30 protein-coding genes are annotated in these 23,877 nt (G+C 72.2%); 15 read left to right on the top strand and 15 right to left on the bottom strand.

Annotated elements, in window-relative coordinates:
* Positions 1–117: 117 nt before the first annotated feature.
* The 3 genes from ispF to MRBLMG1_RS16150 all read right to left on the bottom strand — a co-directional run bounded on the left by ispF (position 118) and on the right by MRBLMG1_RS16150 (position 2,211).
* On the bottom strand, positions 118–624 hold the full coding sequence (ispF, locus tag MRBLMG1_RS16160; RefSeq protein WP_367824706.1) for a 2-C-methyl-D-erythritol 2,4-cyclodiphosphate synthase: 507 nt from the start codon (positions 622–624) through the stop codon (positions 118–120).
* A gap of 25 nt (positions 625–649) precedes the next feature.
* A complete protein-coding gene (ispD, locus tag MRBLMG1_RS16155) occupies positions 650–1,399 on the bottom strand; it encodes a 2-C-methyl-D-erythritol 4-phosphate cytidylyltransferase (protein WP_367824705.1) in 750 nt (249 codons plus the stop codon).
* A 329-nt stretch (positions 1,400–1,728) separates the two neighbouring features.
* On the bottom strand, positions 1,729–2,211 hold the full coding sequence (locus MRBLMG1_RS16150) for a CarD family transcriptional regulator (RefSeq protein WP_003953493.1): 483 nt from the start codon (positions 2,209–2,211) through the stop codon (positions 1,729–1,731).
* Between the two features lie 641 nt (positions 2,212–2,852).
* On the opposite strand from MRBLMG1_RS16150, the gene MRBLMG1_RS16145 reads away from it, so the two are divergent.
* A complete protein-coding gene (locus MRBLMG1_RS16145) occupies positions 2,853–3,473 on the top strand; it encodes a DUF461 domain-containing protein (RefSeq protein ID WP_367824704.1) in 621 nt (206 codons plus the stop codon).
* Between the two features lie 148 nt (positions 3,474–3,621).
* Here MRBLMG1_RS16145 and MRBLMG1_RS16140 read toward each other — a convergent pair whose 3' ends face one another.
* Positions 3,622–4,302, bottom strand: coding sequence for a response regulator transcription factor (locus MRBLMG1_RS16140; protein WP_017242433.1), 681 nt, complete (start codon positions 4,300–4,302; stop codon positions 3,622–3,624).
* Positions 4,299–5,528, bottom strand: a complete 1,230-nt coding sequence (locus tag MRBLMG1_RS16135; protein ID WP_367824703.1) for a sensor histidine kinase — start codon at positions 5,526–5,528, stop codon at positions 4,299–4,301. Before MRBLMG1_RS16135 ends, MRBLMG1_RS16140 begins: the two co-directional genes overlap by 4 nt.
* A gap of 263 nt (positions 5,529–5,791) precedes the next feature.
* On the opposite strand from MRBLMG1_RS16135, the gene phoU reads away from it, so the two are divergent.
* Positions 5,792–6,472 carry a phosphate signaling complex protein PhoU gene (gene phoU / locus MRBLMG1_RS16130; RefSeq protein WP_367824702.1) on the top strand — a complete coding sequence of 227 codons (681 nt, stop codon included), beginning with the start codon at positions 5,792–5,794 and terminating at the stop codon, positions 6,470–6,472.
* 280 nt (positions 6,473–6,752) lie between these two features.
* A complete protein-coding gene (locus MRBLMG1_RS16125) occupies positions 6,753–6,905 on the top strand; it encodes a hypothetical protein (RefSeq protein WP_367824701.1) in 153 nt (50 codons plus the stop codon).
* Positions 6,906–6,961: 56 nt separating this feature from the next.
* Here MRBLMG1_RS16125 and MRBLMG1_RS16120 read toward each other — a convergent pair whose 3' ends face one another.
* Positions 6,962–7,438 (bottom strand): GNAT family N-acetyltransferase, encoded by a 477-nt coding sequence (locus MRBLMG1_RS16120; protein ID WP_367824700.1) that lies wholly within the window; start codon positions 7,436–7,438, stop codon positions 6,962–6,964.
* A 66-nt stretch (positions 7,439–7,504) separates the two neighbouring features.
* Here MRBLMG1_RS16120 and MRBLMG1_RS16115 point away from each other — a divergent pair, with 66 nt between their 5' ends.
* Positions 7,505–8,005 carry a hypothetical protein gene (locus MRBLMG1_RS16115; protein ID WP_367824699.1) on the top strand — a complete coding sequence of 167 codons (501 nt, stop codon included), beginning with the start codon at positions 7,505–7,507 and terminating at the stop codon, positions 8,003–8,005.
* Positions 8,006–8,073: 68 nt separating this feature from the next.
* On the opposite strand, the gene MRBLMG1_RS16110 is transcribed toward MRBLMG1_RS16115, so the two are convergent.
* Entirely contained in the window at positions 8,074–8,427 is a 354-nt protein-coding gene (locus MRBLMG1_RS16110) for a hypothetical protein (protein ID WP_367824698.1), read from the bottom strand.
* 133 nt (positions 8,428–8,560) lie between these two features.
* A complete protein-coding gene (locus MRBLMG1_RS16105) occupies positions 8,561–9,016 on the bottom strand; it encodes a hypothetical protein (protein WP_367824697.1) in 456 nt (151 codons plus the stop codon).
* Here MRBLMG1_RS16105 and MRBLMG1_RS16100 point away from each other — a divergent pair.
* Positions 9,006–9,152: a hypothetical protein gene (locus MRBLMG1_RS16100; protein WP_367824696.1), complete on the top strand. Its 147-nt coding sequence runs from the start codon at positions 9,006–9,008 to the stop codon at positions 9,150–9,152. The two genes, MRBLMG1_RS16105 and MRBLMG1_RS16100, sit on opposite strands and share 11 nt — an antisense overlap.
* A gap of 278 nt (positions 9,153–9,430) precedes the next feature.
* On the opposite strand, the gene MRBLMG1_RS16095 is transcribed toward MRBLMG1_RS16100, so the two are convergent.
* Positions 9,431–10,192 (bottom strand): phosphoglyceromutase, encoded by a 762-nt coding sequence (locus MRBLMG1_RS16095; protein ID WP_367824695.1) that lies wholly within the window; start codon positions 10,190–10,192, stop codon positions 9,431–9,433.
* 125 nt (positions 10,193–10,317) lie between these two features.
* Here MRBLMG1_RS16095 and MRBLMG1_RS16090 point away from each other — a divergent pair, with 125 nt between their 5' ends.
* Positions 10,318–11,724 (top strand): MDR family MFS transporter, encoded by a 1,407-nt coding sequence (locus tag MRBLMG1_RS16090; protein ID WP_367824694.1) that lies wholly within the window; start codon positions 10,318–10,320, stop codon positions 11,722–11,724.
* Between the two features lie 168 nt (positions 11,725–11,892).
* Here MRBLMG1_RS16090 and MRBLMG1_RS16085 read toward each other — a convergent pair whose 3' ends face one another.
* Both MRBLMG1_RS16085 and mshA read right to left on the bottom strand, forming a co-directional pair.
* The gene (locus MRBLMG1_RS16085; RefSeq protein ID WP_367824693.1) at positions 11,893–12,423 is read right to left on the bottom strand and encodes a YbjN domain-containing protein; all 531 of its coding nucleotides are present in this window, start codon (positions 12,421–12,423) and stop codon (positions 11,893–11,895) included.
* Entirely contained in the window at positions 12,416–13,783 is a 1,368-nt protein-coding gene (gene mshA / locus MRBLMG1_RS16080) for a D-inositol-3-phosphate glycosyltransferase (protein ID WP_367824692.1), read from the bottom strand. The genes MRBLMG1_RS16085 and mshA overlap by 8 nt, the downstream gene beginning before the upstream one ends.
* Positions 13,784–14,026: 243 nt before the next feature.
* Here mshA and MRBLMG1_RS16075 point away from each other — a divergent pair, with 243 nt between their 5' ends.
* The 4 genes from MRBLMG1_RS16075 (at position 14,027) to MRBLMG1_RS16060 (ending at position 17,777) form a co-directional block, all read left to right on the top strand.
* Positions 14,027–14,821, top strand: coding sequence for a class I SAM-dependent methyltransferase (locus tag MRBLMG1_RS16075; RefSeq protein ID WP_367824691.1), 795 nt, complete (start codon positions 14,027–14,029; stop codon positions 14,819–14,821).
* 240 nt (positions 14,822–15,061) lie between these two features.
* Complete coding sequence (locus MRBLMG1_RS16070) at positions 15,062–16,111, top strand: C40 family peptidase (protein WP_367824690.1); 1,050 nt, start codon at positions 15,062–15,064, stop codon at positions 16,109–16,111.
* Positions 16,108–16,257 (top strand): hypothetical protein, encoded by a 150-nt coding sequence (locus MRBLMG1_RS16065; RefSeq protein ID WP_367824689.1) that lies wholly within the window; start codon positions 16,108–16,110, stop codon positions 16,255–16,257. Before MRBLMG1_RS16070 ends, MRBLMG1_RS16065 begins: the two co-directional genes overlap by 4 nt.
* Positions 16,258–16,541: 284 nt before the next feature.
* Positions 16,542–17,777, top strand: a complete 1,236-nt coding sequence (locus MRBLMG1_RS16060) for a PP2C family protein-serine/threonine phosphatase (RefSeq protein ID WP_367824688.1) — start codon at positions 16,542–16,544, stop codon at positions 17,775–17,777.
* Between the two features lie 217 nt (positions 17,778–17,994).
* On the opposite strand, the gene MRBLMG1_RS16055 is transcribed toward MRBLMG1_RS16060, so the two are convergent.
* The 3 genes from MRBLMG1_RS16055 to MRBLMG1_RS16045 all read right to left on the bottom strand — a co-directional run bounded on the left by MRBLMG1_RS16055 (position 17,995) and on the right by MRBLMG1_RS16045 (position 19,513).
* The gene (locus tag MRBLMG1_RS16055; protein WP_367824687.1) at positions 17,995–18,339 is read right to left on the bottom strand and encodes a DUF2516 family protein; all 345 of its coding nucleotides are present in this window, start codon (positions 18,337–18,339) and stop codon (positions 17,995–17,997) included.
* A gap of 90 nt (positions 18,340–18,429) precedes the next feature.
* Positions 18,430–19,008 carry a hypothetical protein gene (locus MRBLMG1_RS16050; RefSeq protein ID WP_367824686.1) on the bottom strand — a complete coding sequence of 193 codons (579 nt, stop codon included), beginning with the start codon at positions 19,006–19,008 and terminating at the stop codon, positions 18,430–18,432.
* 28 nt (positions 19,009–19,036) lie between these two features.
* Positions 19,037–19,513 carry a helix-turn-helix domain-containing protein gene (locus MRBLMG1_RS16045; protein ID WP_367824685.1) on the bottom strand — a complete coding sequence of 159 codons (477 nt, stop codon included), beginning with the start codon at positions 19,511–19,513 and terminating at the stop codon, positions 19,037–19,039.
* Between the two features lie 106 nt (positions 19,514–19,619).
* Between MRBLMG1_RS16045 and MRBLMG1_RS16040 the strand changes: the two genes are divergently transcribed.
* Both MRBLMG1_RS16040 and MRBLMG1_RS16035 read left to right on the top strand, forming a co-directional pair.
* The gene (locus MRBLMG1_RS16040) at positions 19,620–20,093 is read left to right on the top strand and encodes a helix-turn-helix domain-containing protein (RefSeq protein WP_367824684.1); all 474 of its coding nucleotides are present in this window, start codon (positions 19,620–19,622) and stop codon (positions 20,091–20,093) included.
* Between the two features lie 10 nt (positions 20,094–20,103).
* Positions 20,104–20,520 (top strand): VOC family protein, encoded by a 417-nt coding sequence (locus MRBLMG1_RS16035; RefSeq protein ID WP_367824683.1) that lies wholly within the window; start codon positions 20,104–20,106, stop codon positions 20,518–20,520.
* A gap of 54 nt (positions 20,521–20,574) precedes the next feature.
* On the opposite strand, the gene MRBLMG1_RS16030 is transcribed toward MRBLMG1_RS16035, so the two are convergent.
* The gene (locus tag MRBLMG1_RS16030) at positions 20,575–20,754 is read right to left on the bottom strand and encodes a hypothetical protein (RefSeq protein WP_367824743.1); all 180 of its coding nucleotides are present in this window, start codon (positions 20,752–20,754) and stop codon (positions 20,575–20,577) included.
* Between the two features lie 77 nt (positions 20,755–20,831).
* Between MRBLMG1_RS16030 and MRBLMG1_RS16025 the strand changes: the two genes are divergently transcribed.
* The 3 genes from MRBLMG1_RS16025 to MRBLMG1_RS16015 all read left to right on the top strand — a co-directional run bounded on the left by MRBLMG1_RS16025 (position 20,832) and on the right by MRBLMG1_RS16015 (position 23,862).
* A complete protein-coding gene (locus MRBLMG1_RS16025) occupies positions 20,832–21,317 on the top strand; it encodes a MarR family winged helix-turn-helix transcriptional regulator (RefSeq protein ID WP_367824682.1) in 486 nt (161 codons plus the stop codon).
* Between the two features lie 170 nt (positions 21,318–21,487).
* Positions 21,488–22,924: an MFS transporter gene (locus MRBLMG1_RS16020; RefSeq protein ID WP_367824681.1), complete on the top strand. Its 1,437-nt coding sequence runs from the start codon at positions 21,488–21,490 to the stop codon at positions 22,922–22,924.
* Positions 22,921–23,862 (top strand): helix-turn-helix transcriptional regulator, encoded by a 942-nt coding sequence (locus MRBLMG1_RS16015; protein WP_367824680.1) that lies wholly within the window; start codon positions 22,921–22,923, stop codon positions 23,860–23,862. The genes MRBLMG1_RS16020 and MRBLMG1_RS16015 overlap by 4 nt, the downstream gene beginning before the upstream one ends.
* Positions 23,863–23,877 lie beyond the last annotated feature (15 nt).

The raw sequence follows: 23,877 nt of genomic DNA, 5'->3' as shown, positions 1-23,877 counted from the left end.
GGTGCGTGCGATCGCAAGGCGGAGGAGGGAGGCAACGCGGAGCGTTGTGGACCGACGACAACGCGGCGAGCGTGCGTGCCAGGCCCCGCGAGCCCGGCGTGATCGGCAAGACGCCCCCTAGGGGGCGGTTACGGGGTAGACGAGGGCGGTGGCGAGGGCGGCGAGGCCCTCGGCGCGCCCGGTGAGGCCGAGTCCGTCGGTGGTGGTGCCGGAGACGGAGACGGGCGCGCCGGCCGCCGCGCTCAGGGCCTTCTGCGCCTCGTCGCGGCGCTTGCCGACCTTGGGGCGGACGCCGACGACCTGGACGGCGATGTTCCCGATCTCGTATCCCTCGGCGCGGACGATCCGGGCGGCCTCGGCGAGGAGGGTGACGCCGGAGGCGCCGGACCACTCCGGACGGGAGGTGCCGAAGTGGGCGCCGAGGTCGCCGATGCCGGCGGCGGAGAACAGCGCGTCACAGGCGGCGTGGGCGGCGACGTCGCCGTCCGAGTGCCCGGCGAGTCCGTAGCCGTCGCTGTCGGCGGCGTCCCACAGCAGGCCGGCGCACCAGAGTTCGCGGCCCTCCTCGAAGGCGTGCACGTCGGTGCCGATGCCGGTACGGGGAAGGATCATCGGTTCGCTCATCGGTCCGCTCATCGGTTCCGTCGGTTCAGAAGCCATCGTTGGCCCTCCTGCGGGCGAGTACGGCCTCGGCGAGGACGAGGTCGAGTGGGCGGGTCACCTTGAAGGCCTCTTCGTGGCCGGGCACGACGACGACGGGCGCGCCGAGCCGCTCGACCATACCGGCGTCGTCGGTGGCGCCCTCGCCCGCGAGGGCGATGGTGGCGTGGGCGTTGACCAGCGTGTCGTGGTCGAAGCCCTGCGGGGTCTGGACGGCGCGGAGGCGGGCGCGGACCGGGGTGGCGACGACCTGCTCGGGGTCGCCGGGCTTCGCGGCCGGCTCGACCTCCTTGACGGTGTCCGCGACGGGCAGCGCGGGGACGACGGCGACGGCTCCGTCCCGCACGGCCTCGATGACGGCGTCCACGGTGTCGACGGGGACGAGGGGGCGGGCGGCGTCGTGGACGAGGACGGTGGTGATGCCGTCGGGGAGCGCCTTGAGGCCGAGGTGCACGGACTCCTGGCGGGTGTCGCCGCCTGGCACGACGAGGTAGTCGGTGCGCTCGGGGAGGGCGTGGGCGTCGAGGAGGTTCTTGACCTCGGCGGCGCCGTCGGAGGGGGCGACCACGACGACGAGCGAGACCGCGCGGGAGGCGGCCATCGCGCGGACGGCGTGGATGAGCATGGGGGTGCCGTTCAGCGCGCGCAGCGCCTTGGGGGCGCCCGGGCCGAGGCGTACGCCCCGTCCGGCCGCCGGGATCACCACAGCGGTACGAGGAGGACGCGCTTCGTCTGACATCGGTTGCACTCCGGCAGGTTTGTTTCCGCGGCCGACATGGGTATGGCCTCACCGTGCCGGACGCTCCGCCTTGACCGGGCCCTTTCCGTGACGACGGTCGAGGCGTTGCCGCCCGAGCACAGGGGTTCGGACGTAACAGGGGGTGCGGGTCTTTCTCGGCGGTGCACACACGTGATCGTGTCCGTGTGCGTACGGCCGCGCGTACGCTCCGCATTCGTACGCGAACATGCCGCAGCGCCCGACGACGGCACTGTGTGGATCACAGCACGCCAGCGGGCGCCGCGGCATCGCTTCACTTGGTGACGCGCTCCGACTTCGTCAGAGCACGCTCAGGACGCGAGGACCTCGTCGAGGAGAGCCTCGGCCTTGTCCTCGTTCGTGTTCTCCGCGAGAGCGAGCTCACTCACCAGGATCTGTCGAGCCTTGGCAAGCATGCGCTTCTCACCTGCGGAGAGCCCGCGCTCGCGCTCGCGCCGCCACAGGTCGCGGACTACTTCGGCGACCTTGATGACATCGCCGGAGGCGAGCTTCTCGAGATTTGCCTTGTAGCGACGAGACCAGTTCGTCGGCTCTTCGGCGTACGGCGCACGCAGCACCTCGAAGACCCGGTCCAGCCCGTCCTGCCCGACCACGTCGCGCACACCGACGAACTCCGCATTGTCCGCAGGCACGCGAACAGTCAGGTCGCCCTGCGCGACCTTGAGCACCAAGTAGGTCTTGTCCACGCCTTTGATCTGGCGAGTTTCGATGGCCTCGATCAGCGCGGCCCCGTGATGGGGATAGACCACGGTGTCGCCAACCTTGAACGTCATGTGACAGGTACCCCTTCCGTGGCTATCCAGGGTAACACGGATTCAGCTTCTTCTGAATGGCGTTTTCGCAGGTCAGGGCATATCTCGGGGCTTGACAACGGCATCACGGACGTGCTGCGAAGGGCTTCCGGAAGGCGGTATTCGCAGGTCGGAGCGGCTGTGCGGACAGAGAGAAACGCGCACGTTACACATACCCGAGACCCCTCGAGGCAGGCTCGATGTCCCGTTTTGTCGGGTTCGAAGCGGCCTTCTTCCCCTACTCCGTTCGAGGATCGACCACCCGTACGGATGCATCCGGGGGTGATTCCGTAATTGATCAGCCGACCCCGGTCCGCGGTTTTCCGGAGGTACGACTCCGGGTAATGCGCGGCGACCCTCGAATTGATCAAGGCGGTTATGTGAACAACAGGTCAATGGGTCGTGATCCGGCCACGGCGGCCGAAGGCCGACGTGCACCGGACGGGCCGGCGGACCACCCCTGAGGTGCGCACCCAGGGGAGCCCGGGCGACGCCCGCGGCCGGTTAGGGGCGGGTCGGGTGCGGGACGGAGAGTGCGGCTCGGTAACCTAAGCGGGCTGACACACCTTTAGTTGTTCCTTAGTTCCCAAGCCCGTCCGAACGTCCTAGGAGATGCCGCCGCCGTGAGCCGCAGCCTTCGACGCGGCGCCCTCGCCGCCACCGCCATCGTGTTCTCCATCGCCGCGCTGTCCGCCTGTGGCGCGGGCAACGACGCACAGACGCTCGAAGTGCGGCCGGACAACGCCGCCGTCACCGTGGACGACGTCAAGATCCAGAACGCGCTGGTGATCACCCAGCCCGAGGTCGGCGTCAAGGGCCCGGCCGTCGTCTCGGCCACCGTCTTCAACAACGGCAGCCAGCCGCAGACCATCGACTCGATCACCCTCCCGGGCACGCTCGGCACGGTGAAGCTGAAGGCGGCCGAGGGCGCAGGCCCGATCACCGTCCCGGCGCTCGGCTCCGTCGTCATCGGCGGCGACGGCAACGCCTCCGCCGTGGTCGAGAACGGCCTCGCCGAGGCCCGCAACGGCAACGCCCAGAAGGTCGTCTTCAAGCTGAGCAAGACCGGCGACGTGACCCTCAACGCCTTCGTCGTCCCGGCGACCAGCTACTTCAAGGACTTCGGCCCTAGCGTCGTCCCGGCCCCGCCGGCCGCCACGCCGACCGCCTCGGCCTCCGCGTCCGCCGAGGGCGAGCACGGCACCGAGCCGACGGGCGAGGCGAGCCACTCGGCCGGTCACTGACCGCCGCACAGACGTGAGGAGGGGCGCCCCCCGGCCGGGGGGCGCCCCTCCTCACGTACAGGCGCCGTTCCTCACGTACAGGCGCCGTTCCTCACGTCCACGCGCGGTGCCGCACGTCCACGTGCCCAGGCACGCCGCCGAGCGCGGTCTACGGCTCGAACTTGTAGCCGAGGCCGCGGACCGTCACCAGGTAGCGCGGGGCGCCGGGGTCGGGTTCGATCTTGGCGCGGAGGCGCTTGACGTGGACGTCGAGGGTCTTGGTGTCGCCGACGTAGTCGGCTCCCCAGACCCGGTCGATGAGCTGCATGCGGGTCAGGACGCGGCCCGCGTTGCGCAGCAGCATCTCCAGGAGGTCGAACTCCTTCAGCGGCAGGTCGACCTTGCCGCCGGAGACCGTCACCACGTGGCGGTCGACGTCCATGCGGACCGGGCCGGCCTCCAGGGCCGCCGGGGTGACCTCCTCCGGCTCGCCGCGGCGGCGGAGCACCGCGCGGATGCGGGCGACCAGCTCGCGCGAGGAGAAGGGCTTCGTCACGTAGTCGTCGGCTCCTATCTCCAGCCCGACGACCTTGTCGATCTCGCTGTCCTTGGCGGTCACCATGATGACCGGGACGTTCGAGCGGCCGCGGAGCTGGCGGCACACCTCGGTACCGGGAAGGCCCGGAAGCATCAGGTCGAGGAGGACGAGGTCGGCTCCGTTGCGCTCGAACTCGTCGAGGCCGTCGGGCCCGGTCGCCGCGACGGCGACCTCGAAGCCTTCCTTGCGGAGCATGTACGACAGGGCGTCGCTGAAGGATTCCTCATCCTCGACGACAAGCACTCGGGTCACGGAAGGACCTCCGGGGCGGGGAGCGGTTCGGTCATGAGATCAGGGGTGGGGGACGAGACGGGCCGGCGGTCCCGTGCGGAGCCCGCCTCGGGCAGCCGCAGGGTGAAGGTGGAGCCCTGACCCTCGGTGCTCCAGACGGTGACCTCCCCGCCGTGCGAGGCGGCCACGTGCTTCACGATGGCCAGGCCGAGTCCCGTACCGCCGGTGGCGCGGGAGCGGGCCGGGTCGACGCGGTAGAAGCGCTCGAAGACGCGCTCCTTGTCCTTGTCGGGGATGCCGATGCCCTGGTCGGTGACGGCTATCTCGATCAGGTCGCCGCCGGGCGCGGCGATCTTGCGGGCCGCGATGCCGACGCGGGTGTGGGCCGGTGAGTAGTTGACGGCGTTCTCGACGAGGTTGCCGAGGGCGGCGGCGAGCTGGCCGCGGCTGCCCCAGACCCGCAGGTCGGCGGTGCCTCCGGAGGCCATCATGATCTGCTTGGTGGTGGCGGTGTGCCGGGAGCGGTCGATCGCCTCCGCGACGAGCTCGTCCACGGACACCGGCTCGGAGTCCTCCAGCGGATCGTCGTTCTGCACGCGGGAGAGGTCGATGAGCTCCTGTACGAGGTTGGTGAGGCGGGTCGCCTCGATCTGCATGCGGCCGGCGAAGCGGGTGACCGCCTCGGGGTCGTCCGAGGCGTCCATGACGGCCTCGGAGAGCAGCGAGAGCGCGCCCGTCGGGGTCTTGAGCTCATGGCTCACGTTGGCCACGAAGTCGCGCCGTACCGCTTCGATGCGGCGGGCCTCCGTGAGGTCCTCGACCAGGAGCAGCACGAGCCGCGAGCCCAGCGGTGCGACCCGGGCGGAGACGGCGAGGGCCTCGCCGCGTCCGGTGCCACGCCGGGCCAGGTCCAGTTCGACCTGCCGTATCTCTCCGTCGCGGCGGGTGTCGCGGGCCATGTTGAGCATGGGCTCGATGGCCAGTTTCCCGCCCCGGACCAGGCCGAGTGCGTACGCCGCCGAGCTGGCCTTCACCACGGAGTCGCTCTCGTCGAGGACGACCGCGGAGGAGCGCAGCACGGACAGCACGGTGTCGACGCCGGGCGGGAGCACGGCGTCGGTGTGCAGGGAGGTACGGGTGGGGCGCGCGTGGTCGCGTTCGCTCCAGCGGAACGCCAACATGGCGATCACGCCGGTGCACACTCCGGCGATCGCTGCCAATGCGGCGACCGCCGCGTTCACGTCCATGCCCTCAAGGTTATGCGGGCGGACGGACACTCTCCCAGCCGTCCGAGTGGCTGCTCGAACAGTCGTCGCCCAGAGTTCACCGAGGGGACGGTGCCGGTTCATTTGCCCAGCCGGGGCGGCGGCGGGCGTCGCCCAGAGTTCACCTGGGGGAAAGTGCCGGTTCACGTCAGGTGTCGGAACCCGACGCGTAGGGGGCCGAACGTGGCAACGTGGGGGTCCAAGCCCCACCCGGACCCCGGAGCAATGCGTAGAGAGGGACATCCATGCGGGACGCGTACCACGAGGAACTCGACTCGATCGGCGAGAGCCTGGTCGAGATGGCCCGGCTCGTCGGGTCGGCGATCGGGCGCGCCACGACGGCGATGCTCGACGCGGATCTGAAGCTCGCGGAGAGCGTGATCGCCGCGGACCAGAAGGTCGACGACCTCCAGCACGACCTGGAGGCGCGGGCGATAGCGCTGCTCGCCCGCCAGCAGCCCGTGGCGACGGATCTGCGCATCGTGGTGACCTCGCTGCGGATGAGCGCCGACCTGGAGCGCTCCGGCGACCTGGCCCAGCACGTGGCCAAGCTGGCCCGGCTGCGGTTCCCGGACACGGCGGTGCCGCGGGACCTCCACGCCACGATCCTCGAGATGGGGCAGCTGGCGCAGCGCCTGATGGCGAAGGCGGCCGAGGTCATCATCACGAAGGACGTCGACCTGGCGCTCCAGCTGGAGCAGGACGACGACGAGATGGACCTGCTGCACCGCACGCTCTTCCAGCACCTCATGGACGACCGCTGGAAGCACGGCATCGAGACCGCCGTGGACGTCACGCTGCTCGGCCGGTACTACGAGCGGTTCGCCGACCACGCCGTGTCGGTCGCGAAGCGCGTCGTCTACCTCGTGACGGGCGAGCACGCCGACGAGCTCCAGGCCGCGGACTCCCCGGTCGAGGGCGCGTAACCGCACGTCGGACCCGCGGGGCCGGGGGCGCGTGTACGTGACTGAGGGCGCGTGCACGGCCGGGGGGGTGTGTACGTGGCCGGGGGGCGCGTACACGGCCGGGGGGTGTGGGCGCGCCGGGGGGCGCGTACACGGCCGGGGGCGGGCGTGGGGCGGGTGAGAGCGCATCGGCGCGTGGGGGCGCATCGGCGCGCGGACTCCGGTGCGCCGTTGATGCGCCCGTGGGAGTGGGCATGCAATGGGGGGAGGCGACGCACGCCTCGAATAGGGAGGGACCCTCATGGCCGAATCCCCGAAGTCCCCGATGACGACCGAGTCCGGCGCGGAGGCGCCGCGCGAGGCGGTGTTCCTGCCGGTGCTCGGCGCCTGCGGGTGCGGCTCGGGCTGCGGCTGCGGCTGCCAGTCGGGCTCGCCCTGCCAGTGCGGTGGCTGATCGGGCTGACCGCGTGAGGGGTGGGGTGCGGCCGCGGCCACGCCCCACCCCTCCGCTCACCCGATGTCGAGTACGCCGACCGTCTGGCCGCCGCTGAGCTCACCGGTCGTACGGAAGCCCAGCCGGTGGTAGAACGCGCCGGGCCCGTCCTCGCCCGGCTCCCAGGTCACGTACAGCCGCCGTTCCCCGCGCCTCAGCAACTCGTCGCGTACGGCTTCGACGGCGAACCGCCCGTACCCCTTGCCCTGTCCCCCGGCGCCGATGTTCAGGCGCCAGAGGCCGCTGCGGCGGTCGGCGGGGTCCTTCTCCTCGTTCCACTGGATGTCGAGGAAGGCCATCACGAAGCCGACGAGCTCCTCCCCGTCGAAAATCAGCCGCGGCCACGCCGTCTCCCCGAAGGCGTACGCCTCCGCGAGCGAGCGCACGACGGGAGCCACGTTGCGCTCCTGGTGCGGGTGGACGCGCAGGGCGAGGGCGGCGTCGATGTGGGCGGGGGTGACCGGCTCCAGGCGCAGGGACGTACTCGTGTTCATGTGCCGGACGGTAACGACTCATCGCCCTCTCCGCCCTCGATTATCGGACCGCGCCAGGATGGGCCCGTGATCGTCCGCCCGCGCCGCGCCCTCCTGACCGCCGCCGTACTCCCCGCCCTGGGCGTCCTCGCCGGCTGCACCGTGCCGGTCGCGGGGGTCTCCGGCGTCGCGGTGACGGCGGACGGGAAGCCGATCGGCGTGATCCAGATGTGCCACGACCGGATCGACGGGGCGCTCCTCCACCCCGACGACGCCGACGACCCCGAGAGCCCGGACGTCACGGGCGTCTGGAAGCACGACACCCCGGTCACCGGCTTCACCAGCTGGTCGCTGGGCTCCCCCGCCGACGGCTGGACGGCGGAGGAGCCACTCGGACGCCTCGTCCCCGGGCAGCCGTACGGCTTCTACGGCTCGACCGAGGACAACTCCTGGTCGACGGCCTCGGTCCACTTCACGACCGCCGACCTGGCGAAGCTCGTACCGGGTCAGGTGCGGTACGAGCGGGGTGACGAGGCCAGAACGGTCTCCCTGGACGACTTCCGCGCGAAGGCCTGCGAGGACTTCTGATCCGCGGGGTCCGACCCGGTCCGACCTCCTGAGGTCAGTGAGTCGGAGTCCTACCCGCCTGACGGGCCCTAAGGACGGACGAACACCACCGAACGGAGCTTCAGACGGTCGGTGGCCGGGCGGCCGTGGGGCCGAAGGGTCCACGAGTCGCCCGTGCAGTCGGGCTCGGTGAAGACGATCGCGAACGCGTCGGTGTCGTTGTGCGGTGCGAACGCGGGCTCGGAGGAACCCGGGTCCGCGGCCTCGGGGATCGTGACGCAGACGTCGTCGGCCGGGTCGTGCAGCGCGACCCGCTGCGGGTCGCCGCTGATGCCGACGAACCCGTAACCGAAGTCGCCGACAGCGGCGTTCGCGGGCGTGGCCAGGGTGGCGGTGAGGGCGAGTGCGCCGCACACGGCGGCGACGGAATGACGGAGACGCACGAAGGTTCTCGTTTCGGTGGGAACGACCAAGGTCACCCCACCCCTAACCCCTTCCCCCGCCCCACAAGCGGCGCACCGCAGCCGGAAGGTTTCGCCCTCACCCGTCCGGCCGGACACCCCTGACCGGACACCCCTAAGGCGTGAAGACCTGCTCAAGGCGGTGGATCGCCCCGTCGTCGCCGGTCTGGTAGCGGAACACGAGCCCGGAGTCGGGGTGCGCGGCGACCCAGTCGATGAGCTCCTGGACCCCGATCCGCTGGTTCTCGGTGCTGGTGACGATCGGGTTGGTGACCGTGACGTACGCGGCCTGGTCGAGGGCCCAGCGGCTCTCCTCGCCGCTCACGACGAACGGCCCGCCGTCGGTGTCCACGCCACCGCACCCCCACGCCCCGTGCTGGAGAACGAGGTTGACCTTCCCGGTGCTCCCGCCGAGCTCCTCGATCCGGTACAGCGCGAACTCGTCGGGGTCGTAGTCCTCCGGTGTCGGCGGCGCACTGACGCAGTCGGCGCCGGGCGCCGCGGTCGTGCCCTTCGGCTTTGGCTTGGGCTTGGACTTGGACTTGGGTGCCGCGGGCTTCGTGGCGGGCACCTTGACGGGCGTCTTCACCGCCGGTGTCGCCGCCCCCGTCTCCGCGGGCGCCCCACTCGTCCCCGCCGGCTCGGGCGCGACGGCCGTCGCACTCGCCCCCGGCGCGCCGCCCCCCACGGCGCCCCCGTCCCCCTGACACCCCGTGAGCACAGCGGCCAGCGCGACAGCCGCCACCGCGACGAAAGCCGGTCTGAGTCGGTCGACGTTCACGGTTGAGTCCCCCTCTACCCCGGCGCCCGCCCCACGGCCACGCCCCTGCCCGGAACGTAGCAACGCCCCACCCCCCACCACACCCCCGCGCCCCCCGATGTCACGGACCTGGTACACCCCCAGAACACCCACGGCACAACGCCGAACCCCCCACCCACCGCGAAGCGGCGAACAGGGGGCTGACGGAAACGGGACGCGCCGGGGCTACTTCTTCTTGCCCTGGTTCTTGACGGCCTCGATGGCGGCCGCGGCGGCGTCCGGGTCGAGGTAGGTGCCGCCGGGGTTGAGGGGCTTGAAGTTCTCGTCGAGCTCGTAGGAGAGGGGGATGCCGGTGGGGATGTTGAGGCCGGCGATGTCGGCGTCGGAGATGCCGTCGAGGTGCTTGACGAGGGCGCGGAGGCTGTTGCCGTGGGCGGCGACGAGGACCGTGCGGCCGGCGAGGAGGTCCGGGACGATGGAGTCGTACCAGTAGGGGAGCATGCGCTCGACGACGTCCTTGAGGCACTCGGTCCGCGGGCGCAGCTCCGGGGGGATCGTCGCGTAGCGGGCGTCGTGGGCCTGCGAGTACTCGCTGTCGTCGGAGAGCGCCGGCGGCGGGGTGTCGTAGGAGCGGCGCCACAGCATGAACTGCTCCTCGCCGAACTCGGCGAGGGTCTGGGCCTTGTCCTTGCCCTGGAGGGCGCCGTAGTGGCGCTCGTTCAGACGCCAGGAACGGTTGACCGGGATCCAGTGGCGGTCGGCCGACTCGAGGGCGAGCTGCGCGGTGCGGATGGCGCGCTTCTGGAGGGAGGTGTGCAGCACGTCGGGGAGCAGGCCGGCGTCCTTGAGCAGCTCGCCGCCGCGCGTCGCCTCCTTCTCACCCTTCGCGGTGAGGTTCACGTCCACCCATCCGGTGAACAGATTCTTCTCGTTCCACTCGCTCTCGCCGTGGCGGAGGAGGATCAGCTTGTACGGTGCGTCGGCCATGCGTACGAGCCTAATCGACCGCTGACGATTGACGCGCGTCGTCAATCCGTTGGCGTCCGGCGTATGAGATGCGTAAGTTACGAGAGCCGGATGCAGGGCTTACGTACAGCAGGGGACCGCCACACATGACCATCGATTCGCTCAGACGATCAGCCCGTACCCAGGTCTCCGGCCTCCCGCAGGGCTTCTGGTGGCTCTGGCTGTCGACCCTGGTCAACCGGACCGGGGCCTTCGTCCTGACGTTCCTCTCCCTCTATCTGACCGTCGAGCTCGGGCACTCCGCGTGGTTCGCCGGTCTCGTCGTCGCCCTCCACGGTCTCGGCGGCGTCGCCGGTTCGCCGCTCGGCGGCGTGCTCACCGACCGCTGGGGCCGGCGCCCCACGATGGTCACGATGCACCTGGCGGCCGCCTCCTGCGCCGCCGCGCTCGCCTTCGTCACCAGCGCCTGGGGCATCGCCACCGTCGTCCTCCTCATGGGCGTGGCGATGCAGGCCGTCCGGCCGTCCATCAACGCCACCATCGCGGACATGGTCCCCGCCCACGAAGTGCGCCGGGCGTACGCCCTCAACTACTGGGCCCTCAACCTCGGCTTCGCCATCGCCGCCATCGGCGGCGGCGCCGCCGCGTTCCTCGGCTACCGCACCCTCTTCGTCGTCGACGCCGTCGCCACCACGCTGTGCGCCCTCATCGTCTTCCTGCGGCTACCCGAGACCCGCCCCGAGGCCGCGGTCGGCACGAAGGGCGAACCGGTCGCGGAGGAGAAGGTCGGCATGCTGACCGTGCTGCGCGACGCGCCCTTCCGCACGCTGGTCCTCCTCAACCTCCTCGTCTGCCTCGTCTTCACCGCCCCCTGGATCGGTCTGCCCCTGACGATGGCCGGCGAGGGCCTGGCCCCCTCGGCGTACGGCGTCGTGATCGCCGTCAACGGCATCGTGATCGTCGGCTTCCAGCTGCTCGTCAACAAGCTGACCGACAAGCGCTCCCCGGTCGTGCTGCTGACCCTGTCGGCGCTCCTCTTCGCCCTGGGCACGGGCGCCACGGCGCTCGCCGGCTCCTCCGTCGCCTTCGCCGCGACGGTGATCGTCTGGACGGTCGGCGAGATGATCCACGTCCCTACGAACGCCGCCGCCACCGCCCGCCTCGCCCCGGAGCACGCCCGGGGCCGCTACCAGGGCGTGATGGGCATGTCCTGGGCCGTCGCCGGTTTCGTCGCCCCCATCGGCGCCGGTGCCATCGTCGACGGCCCCGGCCCCGACGTGCTGTGGGCCGCGACCGCCGCGATCGGCGTCGTCGCCGCCGCCGGCTACTTCACCCGGCTGCGGAAGGCCCTCGCCGAGGAGCCGGCCCCCGTCTCCGAAAGCGTCGCGGTCATCGACATCGTTGAGATCGGCGAGATCGTTGAGGTCGGCGAGACCGTTGAGGCAGGGAAGACCGGCGAGATCGGCGCGATCGGTGCGATCGGCGAGACCACGGTGGTCGTCGGGGACGTCACGGATCGGGACGCCGGGCGGTCCTCCTCCGTCAGCGCCTGAGGGACCGCTGCGCCTCGGGGAAGCCGCGGGGGCGGAGCGTCCCCCGCGGGCCGTACGCCTCCACGCGCGCGCGGAGGTCGCCGGCGAAGTCGGGGACGTCGGGGACGTCGGGGACGTCGGGGACGTCGGGGACGTCGGTCTGGTCGAACTCGCGGACCGCGCCGCCGGTCAGTTGCCGGTCTTCGCGACCAGGTTCTTGAACGCGTCGAGGTTGCGGGTCGACTCGCCGCGGGAGACGCGCCAGGCGTACTCGCGCCGGATCGCCGAGGCGAAGCCCAGTTCCAGGAGGGTGTTGAAGTCGCCGTCCGCGGCCTCGAGGACGGAGCCGAGCAGCCGGTCAAGCTCGTCGGGCGTGACGGCGGCGAGCGGGAGCTTGCCGGCGAGGTACACGTCACCGAGGCCGTCGATCGCGTAACTCACCCCGTACAGCTTGAGGTTGCGCTCAAGGAGCCAGCGGTGGACGCCGGCCTCGTTCTCGTCGGGGTGGCGGATGACGAACGCGTTCAGGGAGAGGGAGTGGCGTCCGGCGCGCAAGGACAGGGTGGTGAACAGCTTGCGCGTGCCCGGGAGTTTGACGACGTACGAGCCGGGCTCGGGAGACTCCCACTCCAGCTCCGCGTCGTCGAAGGCGGACTCGATGATCCGCCGCACGTCCCCGACCCGGTCCTCGACCCGGTCCCCGACCTCGTCCTCAGCCATGGTGGGAGCGTACGCGACGGCGGTTCTCGCGGAGCCGATGGTCGTGCATGGCGGCCGTGTAGACGTCCGCCGTGCCCGACGCGGCCGTGTCCCAGCCGAAGGACCCGGCGTGCAGGGCCGCCGCCGCGCCCATCCGGGCCGACAGGTCCGGGTCGGCCGCGAACCGGCCGAGCGCCCGGGCGTAGTCCGCCGGGTCGTGGCCCTGGACGAGGAAACCGGTCACGTCGTCCCGCACGGCGACGGGCAGGCCGCCGACCGCCGCCGCGACGACGGGGGTGCCGGCCGCCTGCGCCTCGATCGCGACGAGACCGAAGGACTCGCTGTACGAGGGCATGACGAGGACGCTGGCCGCGCGGAACCAGTCCGCGAGCCGGTCCTGCCCCACCGGCGGGTGGAAGCGCACGACGTCCGCGATGCCGAGCCGGGCGGCCAGCTTCTGCAGCTGCTCCGGCTTGGCGAGGCCGCTGCCGCTGGGGCCGCCGACCACCGGGACGATCATGCGGGAGCGCAGCGAGGGGTCCCGGTCCAAGAGCAGCGCGGCGGCGCGCAGCAGGATGTCCGGGGCCTTCAGGGGCTGTATCCGTCCGGCGAAGACGGGGATGAACGCGTCGCGCGGCAGCCCGAGCCGGGCGCGGGCGGCGGCGCGGCCGTCGGCGGGACGGAAGCGGTCGAGGTTCACGCCCGGGTGGACGACCCCGATCTTTCCGGGATCGGCGTCGTAGAAACGGGCGAGCTCGTCGGCCTCCTCGGCCGTGTTGGCGATCAGCCGGTCGGCGGCGGAGACGATCTGGGTCTCGCCGATGACCCGGGCGGCGGGCTCGGGCGTGTCGCCCTCGGCGAGCGCCGCGTTCTTGACCTTCGCCATGGTGTGCATGGCGTGGACGAGCGGGACGCCCCAGCGTTCGGCGGCGAGCCAGCCGACGTGGCCGGAGAGCCAGTAGTGGGAGTGGACGAGGTCGTAGTGGCCGGGGCGGTGGCCCGCCCACGCCTGCATCACGCCGTGCGTGAAGGCGCAGAGCTGGGCCGGCAGCTCCTCCTTGGCCAGACCCTCGTACGGGCCGGCGTCCACGTGCCGTACGAGCACGCCGGGGGTCAGCTCGACGACCGGCGGCAGCCCGCCGGTGGTGGCCCGGGTGAAGATCTCCACCTCGATGTCGATGGCGGCGAGGCGCTTGGCCAGTTCGACGATGTAGACGTTCATGCCGCCCGCGTCGCCGGTGCCCGGCTGGTGCAGCGGTGAGGTGTGCACGCTGAGCATGGCCACTCGCCGCGGGACGCGGTTCCGGCCGGGGAGCCGGAGCCTGGGCGGTGCCGGGTGCCGGTGCCGGGTGCCGGCGAACCGGGACACGTACTGGCTCACGTCGGCGGTCCTTCCGCTCGGGGGCTTGGCTGGCGGGCTGAGCTGGGGTGGAGCTGGGTCGAACGGGGCGTCGAGCCCGTCTCGGGCACGACTCCAGGAGGGCGTGCTACGTCCTCCAGCCGCCACAACGCCGGAATGGCCCCTTTCATTTCCGATGGCGAGCGCGCTTTGCCAATTCGTTGCCGTGCCGGGCGGCGCCGAGCCCCTCCGGGCACCCCCCTCCCCACCCCTTACGCTCATGGCATGGCCCCGCGCACCACCCGCCCCGTCGGCACACCGACCCGCGGGACCACCAACCCCAACCGGCTGCGCCGCATGGACCGCTGGATCGCCGCCGTCCACGGCCCGGCGCTGCGCCGCTCCGCCGAACCGCCGCTCGCCGTGGACCTCGGTTACGGGGCCGCCCCCTGGACCGCCGTCGAGCTCCTGGCCCGACTGCGGACCGCCGAGCCCCGCACCCGGCTGTACGGGATCGAGATCGAGCCCGCCCGGGTCGAGGCCGCGAAGCCGTACGAACACGAGGGCCTCTCCTTCGTGCACGGCGGCTTCGAGGTGCCCGTGCCCGGCCGGGTCGCCCTGATCCGGGCGGCGAACGTGCTGCGCCAGTACGACGAGGAGCAGGTCGCGGCCGTGTGGACGCGGCTGCGCGGGCGGCTCGCGCCCGGCGGACTCCTGGTGGAGGGCACCTGCGACGAGATCGGGCGCCGCCACGTGTGGGTGGCGCTCGACGCCGACGGGCCCCGCACGGTGACCTTCGCGACCCGACTCGGCTCGCTCGACCGCCCCTCGGACCTGGCGGAGCGGCTGCCGAAGGCGCTGATCCACCGCAATGTGCCGGGCGAGCCGGTGCACGCCTTCCTGCGGGACTTCGACCGCGCGTGGGCCGCGGCCGCCCCGTACGCCTCCCTGGGCGCACGCCAGCGGTGGATCCGTTCCGTCCGCGACCTCGCCGCCGACTGGCCGCTGGCGGACGGGCCGCGGCGGTGGCGGCAGGGCGAGGTGACGGTGCGGTGGGAGGCGCTGGCGCCACGCGGGTGAGGTGAGAACGGGGCCGGTGGCAGGGGGTGATACCGGGTGGTTGCCGTCGTTTTCCCCAACTCCCGCAGAATTTCCGGTACGTAGGGAACGCCCCGCGCGCATCGCCCGTCACCCCTGGGGGGAACAGGCCCGACAGGCCCCGGTTTCCCCTGTTGCTTTCCGGTTTCGCATGGCACTATCGCCAAGGTCACCGACAAGTTACTGACGGTAAATCAGATTCGTTCACTCGAGGGGGAGCTCGTGGACCGACGCCGCCACGCCACTGCCGCGATCACCGTGATCTGCGCCCTGACCGTGCTGGCCTCGCCCGCGCTCACCCTTCAGGCGTCCGCCTCGCCGCTCCCGCCTCCGCCGCCGAAGAAGAGCCTGGAGGAGGTGCGCAAGGAGATAGACGGCCTGTACCGGCAGGCCGCCGCCGCCACCGACGCGTACAACCTCGCCGAGGAGAAGACCAAGGAGCAGTCCGCCGAGATCGTCCAGGTCGCCCGGCTGATCCTGGCCGGCCGCGCACGCATCGAGGCCCTCAAGGCCAGGGCCGGCGCCGCCGCCCGCGCCCAGTACCGCAACGGCGGGCTCCCCGAGGGCGCGCAGCTCGTCCTCACCGACGACCCGCAGCTCTTCCTCGACACGGCGGGCCGGCTCAAGGCCGGGGCGAAGGCCACCACGGACCTCCTCGGCGAGATGAACCGCGCCCAGGCCCAGTTGGACGTCTACGCCAAGGACGCCGGCGCGAACTGGACCAAGCTGGAGGCCAACCGCGTCCGGCAGGCCAAGGCGAAGAAGGAGATCACCGACAAGATCGCCGCGGCGAAGAAGCTGGAGTCCGAGCTCGCCGCCGAGGAGCGGGAGCGGCTGCGGCGCCTGGAGGAACAGGCCCAGTACCGCGCCCAGACGACCTGGCTCGGCACCGGCGTCCTCGCCGGCCTGAAGGGCGACACGACGCCCGAGGCCAAGAAGGCCATCGCGTTCGCGACGGCCCAGATCGGCAAGCCGTACGAGTGGGGCGCCGAGGGACCGGGCACGTTCGACTGCTCCGGGCTGACCCAGAGCGCCTGGGGCGCGGCCGGCCTCGGCATCCCCCGCACCTCGCAGGAGCAGTGGCGGCTCCTCCCCCGCGTGGACGTCAAGGACATGCGGCCGGGCGACCTGATCGTCTACTTCAAGGACGCCAGCCACATCGGCATGTACGTCGGAAACGGCGCGATCGTGCACGCGCCGCGCCCCGGCAGGAACATCACCCTCGCGGGCGCGGGCTCGATGGAGATCCTGGGCGTCGTCCGCCCGGTGTGAGGGAGATCCTGGGCGTCGTCCGCCCTTGTGTGAAGGAGATCCTGGGCGTCGTCCGCCCCGGTGTGACGGACGCCGGCTGCCCCGCGGGGCGGGATGTGACCGGGCCCACGGCGGAGGTCGTCGTCGGCGGCGCGGGCGAGGCGTGACGTTTCTCATTGCCGTCGGGGCCGCCGGTGCGGCTCGCGGGGGCAAGTACCTCCCCTTCCGCGGCATATGCCAAGGACGCCACGGGCGCCCGCTCGTCGATCACCATTCCGCTGCGCACCGCCCTACCGCTAGGGTCCGGGACGGGCGGGACGCCACCCGGCGCCCTGCGCACCCTCGGGGGGAGGGAAGGAAACCCGGACCGATGCCCGTATCGCTACCGCGTCAGAGAATCGTCTCTGCAGCTGCGGGACCCGGTGAGGCCACCCCTATGGACGCCACCGCTATGACAGGCACAGTCACCGCCGCAGGCACCGATCGCACGGATCGCACCGATCTCACCCTCCTGGTCGTCGAGGACGACCCGGCGGGTGCCCTCGCCGTACCCGAACTGCTCGACGCGGCCGACGCCGCCGGCACCCGGGTCCGCATCCGCACCGCCCGCAACCTCACCGAGGCCGAGCGGCTCCTCACCGACGACGTCCACTGCGTCCTCGTCGACCTCTCCCTGCCCGGCCCCAGGGCCGCCGCCGGCGACGACCCGCTCGCCCCCCTGCGCCACATCCTGCGCCTCGCCCCGCGCCACGCCGTCCTCGCCCTCGCCGCCTCGGCGGACGCCGAGCTCGCGGCCGAGGCCGTACGGGTCGGGGCCCAGGACCACCTCTTCCGCGAGGAGCTCGACGGGCGACTCCTCAGCCGGGCCATCCGGTACGCGGTCGAACGCAAGCGCGCCGACGCCGTCCAGGTGAAGCTGGCCGAGTCCCGACTCCGCGCCCAGGAGAACGCCCGGCTGGAACGCGGGCTGCTCCCCACCCCGCTCCTGGAGGGCTCCGACCTGCGGTTCGCGGCCCACTACCGCCCCGGCCGCTCCCGCGCGCTGCTCGGCGGCGACTTCTACGACGTCGTGCGCACGCCCGACGGCACCGTCCACGCCATGATCGGCGACGTGTGCGGGCACGGCCCCGACGAGGCCGCGCTCGGCGTCGAGCTGCGGATCGCTTGGCGGGCCCTGACCTTCGCGGGCCTGTGCGGCGACGAACTGCTCTCGACCATGCAGCAGGTCCTCGAACACGAGCGGGAGAGCGAGGAGATCTTCGCGACGCTCTGCACCGTGGACATCGCGCCCGACGGACGCCGGGCGGGCCTCTGCCTGGCCGGCCACCCCTCCCCCCTGATCGCCCGGCAGGACCGGGCGGCCCGGCTCCTCCCGTACGAGGACGGCGGCCCGGCCCTCGGACTGCTGCCGCGCGCCCGCTGGCCCCGCCGCCAGGTGGAGCTGGGCGGGGCGTGGAGCCTCCTCATGTACACGGACGGCCTCATCGAGGGCCGCTCGGCCGGTCCCGGTTCGCCCCGGCTCGGCCAGGACGGCATGGTCACGATGATCAACCGGCAGCTGGCCTCGGGCCTGCGCGGCGAGGAGCTCCTGGAGGCGGCCGTCACGGAGGTCAGGTCGCTCAACGGCGGCGAGCTCACCGACGACGTCGCGGTCCTGGCCCTGGAGAGGGACAGGGCACGGGGATGACCGCCGTCCTGGCGCTGGAGAGGGACAGGGCACGGGGATGACCGCCGTCCTGCCCCCGCGAGGGGACAGGATCCAGGGACATCCGGCCCGGCCCCGCCCAGGGACAGGCCCCGGCAGCCGTCCGCCCCCGGACAGGAACAGGGCCCGGGGACAGCCCCGGGCCCTGCTCGTACGGTCGTCGCGCGGGTCCGTGGAACGGTTCCGCGCCGGCGGGCCGCTAACGGCCGCCGTTGTAGGGGCCGTACGGCCCGTCGCTGCTGGAGCCGCCGCCCCGGCGGCCCCGGCCGCCGCCGGACACCTGCGCGAGCGCGGGGCGCACGTCCACCATGAACACGATGGCGGCGATGAGCCCGGCGATCTGCAGGAACAGCATCGGCAGGAGCAGGTTCAGGGCGAGGTTGACGGCCAGGATGATCAGCCAGAACTTCTTCGTCTGCTTCTCGGCGGCGCGGTACGCGTCCTCGCGCGCCATCGCGGCGAAGACGAGCGCGGCGACGGCGAAGCCGGTGAAGACCAGGAAGATCACCAGGAAGAGAAGGGAGTCGAATCCCGCGCGCAACATGCTGAGCACCGCCTAGTGAAGAGGGGAGTGAGCGCCTCGCGGCCAAGGTACCCGGTACAACGCACCAGGTACCCGTATTGGTGCCCCGGCCTACTCCTTCTCGGCGGCGACCTTCTCGGCCGCGGCCTTCTTGGCGGGAGCCTTGCGGGTGGTGGTCTTCTTCGCGGGAGCCTTCGCGGCGGCCGCCTCCGAGGTCTCCGGCTCCGTCACCGAGGCCTCCGGCTCCGCGTCCGACTCGGGCTCGACGACGACGGCGATCTCGACGATCTCCTCGGCGACCTCGCCCCGCCAGGACTTCACGGCCTCCTCGCCGTGCGCGGCGACCTCCTCGTACTTCTCGCGCGCCTTCACGGCGTACTCGGCGGCGACGCCGACCCCGCGCAGGGCGAGGTCCTGGGCGGTCTCGCCGAGCTTCTTCAGGTCCGTGTCCAGGACGCCGACGACCTCGGCGAACTTCGTCTGGACGGTGACCTGGGCCTCCTTGGCCTGCGCGGTCACCTTCTCCTGCACGGCCTTCGGGTCGGTGTTCCGTACGGCCTCGATCCGGGCCGGCGCCTCGGCGGCGAGCTGCTCGATCAGGCCGGGAACCTTCTTGGCCTGCTGCGCGACCAGGTCGGCGGTGCCGGCGGCGAAGAAGAGAGGGGTACGCAGTTCGTCGATGATGGCCATGCTGGTGGTCCTCCCGGTGTGACGTGTACTAGCTCGGGGTCGGTTCGGCATCGGGCACGGCGGGGGCCCGGTCGGCGGGCGTCGCGGCGCCCTCGGCGGCTGCGGCGGATGCCGCGGCTGCCGTTGCGGCGGTCGCGGCCGCTGCCGCCGCGGCGGCCTCGGCGGCGTTCTCCTTGCGGAACGAGTCGTAGATCTGGAGCAGCACCTGCTTCTGCCGCTCGTTGATCGAGGGATCGGCCAGGATGACGGCCCGCGTCTCCAGCTCCTCCCGCTCCTTCTCGTCGAGGATCCCCGCCCGCACGTAGAGCGTCTCGGCGGAGATCCGCAGCGCCTTCGCGACCTGCTGCAGGACCTCCGCGCTCGGCTTGCGCAGCCCCCGCTCGATCTGGCTCAGGTACGGGTTCGACACCCCGGCCGCCTCGGCGAGCTGCCGCAGGGACAGCTGCGCGGTCCTCCGCTGCTCGCGGAGGTACTCACCGAGATTGCCGACGTTGAGCGATGCCATGCTCCGACCATGCCAGCTCCTGCTAACTATTGCAAGCAGCCGCTTGCAAGAGTGTCACCGGACGGCGGCCCGCGGTCGGCCCGCGGCCCCGTGCGATGCTGAGGGGGTGACCCTTGAGGACCTGGTACGGCTGCGGCGCGCGCGGGACACGATGGATCGGGACTACGCGTCGCCCCTGGACGTGCCCGCGCTGGCCAAGGTGGCGCTGATGTCGACCGGGCACTTCACCCGCAGCTTCCGGGCCGCGTACGGCGAGACGCCGTACAGCTACCTCATGACGCGGCGGGTGGAACGGGCGAAGGCGCTGCTGCGCCGCGGCGACCTCAGCGTGACCGAGGTCTGCTTCGCGGTCGGCTGCACCTCCCTCGGGTCCTTCAGCTCGCGCTTCACGGAACTCGTCGGCGAGACACCCAGCGCCTACCGCGCCCGCCGCCACGAGACCGGCGCGGTGATACCGGCCTGCGTCGCCAAGATCCTCACCCGGCCGGTGCGCCACGGCACACCGGCCGGCAAGGGCGCATCGCGCAAGACCGGCGAACCGGTCAGGATCCGAGAAGCGGAATCGGCCGCCGCGTTTTAGCGTCGACCCCATGAACGTCAAACTCTCGCAGTGCTTCATCGCCGTCGACGACCACGACAAGGCCCTCGCCTTCTACCGCGACGCCCTCGGCCTCGAGGTCCGCAACGACGTCGGGTTCGAGGGGATGCGCTGGGTGACGGTCGGCTCCCCCGACCAGCCGGACGTGGAGATCGTCCTCGAACCGCCGCTCGCCGACCCCAACGCCTCCCCCGCCGACCGCCAGGCCGTCGCCGAACTCCTCGCCAAGGGCATGCTCCGCGGCGTCATCTTCTCGACCGACGACGTCGACAAGACCTTCGAGGCCATCCGTGCCGCCGGCGGCGAAGTCCTCCAGGAGCCCGTCGACCAGCCCTACGGCGTCCGCGACTGCGCCTTCCGCGACCCCGCCGGCAACATGGTCCGCTTCAACCAGCCCCGCAAGCCCTGACCCACCCCACCCCACCCCTACGCGACGCTCACCCGGCCCACGCGGCGAGCGTCGCTAACCCGTACCGGTGAGCCCGCGCCGGTGGTCCACCCGGTGCAGCAGCGCCGACCCGGCGTGTCGAGCGGCGACCCACGCGCGGTCCGCCGCGCCGATCTCGACGTCGAGGAAGAGCAGGGGCCGGAGGCCGTCGTGGGCGGCGGCGGGCCGCTCCCCTTCGTAGGTGTGCGGCGTCATGCCTCCATCCTGCCCCGGCCCCACTCGTCCGCTTCTCGATAATCCGTGACGGATCGAGTCTCGTTACGCTGGTGGACATGACCGCGATGGCGCCCAGACGGACCGAACCCGATCTCTCGTATCTGCTCGACCACACCAGCCATGTCCTGCGGACACGGATGGCGGCGGAGTTGGGGGGGATCGGGCTGACGGCGCGGATGCACTGTGTGCTGGTGCACGCGTTGGAGGAGGAGCGGACGCAGGCGCAGCTTGCGGAGATCGGGGACATGGACAAGACGACGATGGTGGTGACGGTCGACGCGTTGGAGAAGGCGGGGCTGGCGGAGCGGCGGCCGTCGAGTGCGGACCGGAGGGCGCGGATCATCGCGGTGACGGAGGAGGGGGCGAAGGTGGCGCGGGAGAGCCAGCGGATCGTGGACGGGGTGCACGAGAGTGCGCTGGGGTCGCTGCCCGAGGAGGAGCGCGAGGTGCTGGTCCGGGCGTTGAACCGGCTGGCGACCGGGCATCTGGAGACGCCGGTGGAGGGCCCGAGGCCGGCGCGGAGGGCGCGGCAGCGGGGGTGAGGGCCGCGGCGGGTGCGGGGTGACGTGGTGGGCTCGGTGGCGCGGAGGGGGCGCGATCACCGGGCCCATCGGCATGAGGAGGGCCGAAGTGGTCCCGTAAAAAATAGTCTGCAACAAAACCATCTGCTAGCGTCTCTCTTGTTGCCTCCCTCGAACAGGAGAGACCCGCCATGCCCGCACCTGCCACCACCTCCCGGAAGATCGCCCTCGGCGTCCTCGCCACCGGCATGCTGATGACCGTCCTCGACGGCAGCATCGTGACCGTCGCGATGCCCGCCATCCAGGGCGACCTCGGATTCACGCCCGTCGGCCTGAGCTGGGTCGTGAACGCCTACCTGATCGCGTTCGGCTCGCTGCTGCTCCTCGCCGGCCGCATCGGGGACCTGATCGGACGCAAGCGGATGTTCCTCGCGGGGACGGGGATCTTCACTGCGGCGTCGCTCCTCGCGGGGGTCGCCGCCTCCCCCGGCGTCCTGATCGCCGCCCGCTTCCTGCAGGGCGTCGGCAGCGCGATGTCCTCGGCGGTCAGCCTCGGCATCCTCGTCACGCTGTTCACCGCGCCGCGCGAACGCGCCAGGGCCATCGCGGTGTTCAGCTTCACCGGCGCCGCGGGCGCCTCCCTCGGCCAGGTCCTCGGCGGCGTCCTCACCGACGCCCTCACCTGGAACTGGATCTTCTTCATCAACCTGCCCATCGGCGCCGCCGCACTCCTCGTCGCCCTGCGCGCCCTCCCCGCCGACCGGGGTCCGGGATTCCGGGCGGGCGCCGACGTCATCGGCGCGCTCCTCGTCACCTCGGGGCTGATGACCGGCATCTACGCGGTCGTCAAGATCGAGGAGTACGGGGCCGGTTCGGCGCACACCCTGGGCCTCGCGAGCCTCGCCCTCGCCCTCCTGGCCGGCTTCCTCGTCCGCCAGGCGCGGACCGCGAACCCGCTCATGCCGCTGCGGATCCTCCGCTCCCGCGCCGTCGCCGGCGCGAACGTCGTCCAGATGCTGATGGTCGCCGCGCTCTTCTCCTTCCAGATCCTCGTCGCCCTCTACCTGCAGAAGGTCCTCGGCTACGGCGCCGCCGAGACGGGTCTCGCGATGCTGCCCGCCGCCGCCGTCATCGGAGCGGTGTCCCTCGGCGTCTCGACCCGCCTCATCGCCCGCTTCGGCGAGCGGAACGTCCTGCTCACCGGCATCGTCATGCTCGTCGGCGTCCTCGGCCTGCTGACCCGCGTCCCCGTCCACGCCTCGTACGCCACCGACCTGCTGCCGGTGATGCTCCTCGCCGCCGGGTTCGGACTCGCCCTGCCCGCCCTCACCTCGCTCGCCATGTCGGGCGCCGACGAGGCGGACGCGGGCCTCGCGTCCGGACTGTTCAACACCACCCAGCAGATCGGCATGGCCCTCGGCGTCGCTGTCCTCTCCACCCTGGCCGCGACCCGCACCGATTCCCTCACCGCCGCGGGCCGACCCGCCGCCGAGGCGCTGACCGGCGGCTACCACCTCGCCTTCGCCGCCGGTACGGGCCTCCTCCTCGTCGCCCTGGGCGTCGCCGCCACCGTCCTGCGCCCGGCCCGTGCCGCCGGGCGGAGGCCGCGGATGACAATGGCGGCATGAGAGCCGACCGACTCGTCGCCGCCCTGCTCTTCCTCCAGACCAGGCAGCGGGTCACCGCCGCCGAACTCGCCGCCGAACTGGACGTGTCCGAACGGACCGCCCGCCGGGACCTCGAAGCGCTCGCGAGCGCCGGGGTCCCGGTCTATTCACAGGCCGGCCAGGGCGGCGGCTGGTCGCTCGTCGGCGGAGCCCGTACCGACCTGACCGGTCTGACGGCGCCCGAGATCCGCGACCTGTTCCTGTTGACGGGACCCGACGCCGACGCCAGCCCGCAGTCCAGGACCGTGCTGCGCAAGCTCGTACGGGCCCTCCCCGCGCCGCTCAGGGACGGCGCCGAAGCCGCCGCCCGCGCCGGGGTCGCCGACCTCACGGACTGGGCGGGCACGGACACGGAGGAGCCGCTGCTCGCCCCGGTCCAGCGGGCCGTGGTCGACGGGCGCGAGCTCAGGATCGGGTACGCCAGGCCGGGCCGGGACCCGCACGAGCGGACCGTGGCGCCGCTCGGGATCGCCGCGAAGGCCGGGGTCCGCTACCTCGTCGCCGGCACCGACCGCGGCCTCCGCACCTTCCGCATCGGCCGCGTCACCTCCGTCGCCGAGACCGGCGCCGCCGTCGTACGCCCCGAGGGCTTCGACCTCGCCACCGCCTGGCGCACGCTCGCCGCCCGCATGGAGGACCGGCTGGTCGCCGCGACGGTACGCGGACGGGCCGCCCCCGGCACCGAACCGGTCCTCGAAGGCCTGCTCGGCGGGCGCGTGCGGTACGGGGAGCGCACCCCGGACGGCTGGACCGCCATCGAGGCCGACGGCCCCTCCCCCGAGGTGATCGCCGCCCAACTCGCCGGCCTCGGCGCCCGTGTCGAACTCCACGACCCGCCCGAGGCCCGCACCGCCCTGGCCCGCATCGGCGCCGAACTCACCGCCCTGTACGGGACGTGAGCACCGGGCCGGGGG

Source organism: Streptomyces sp. LMG1-1-1.1, from assembly GCF_040815545.1.
Taxonomy (GTDB): Bacteria; Actinomycetota; Actinomycetes; order Streptomycetales; family Streptomycetaceae; genus Streptomyces.
This window is presented reverse-complemented; position numbering and strand designations above follow the sequence as displayed.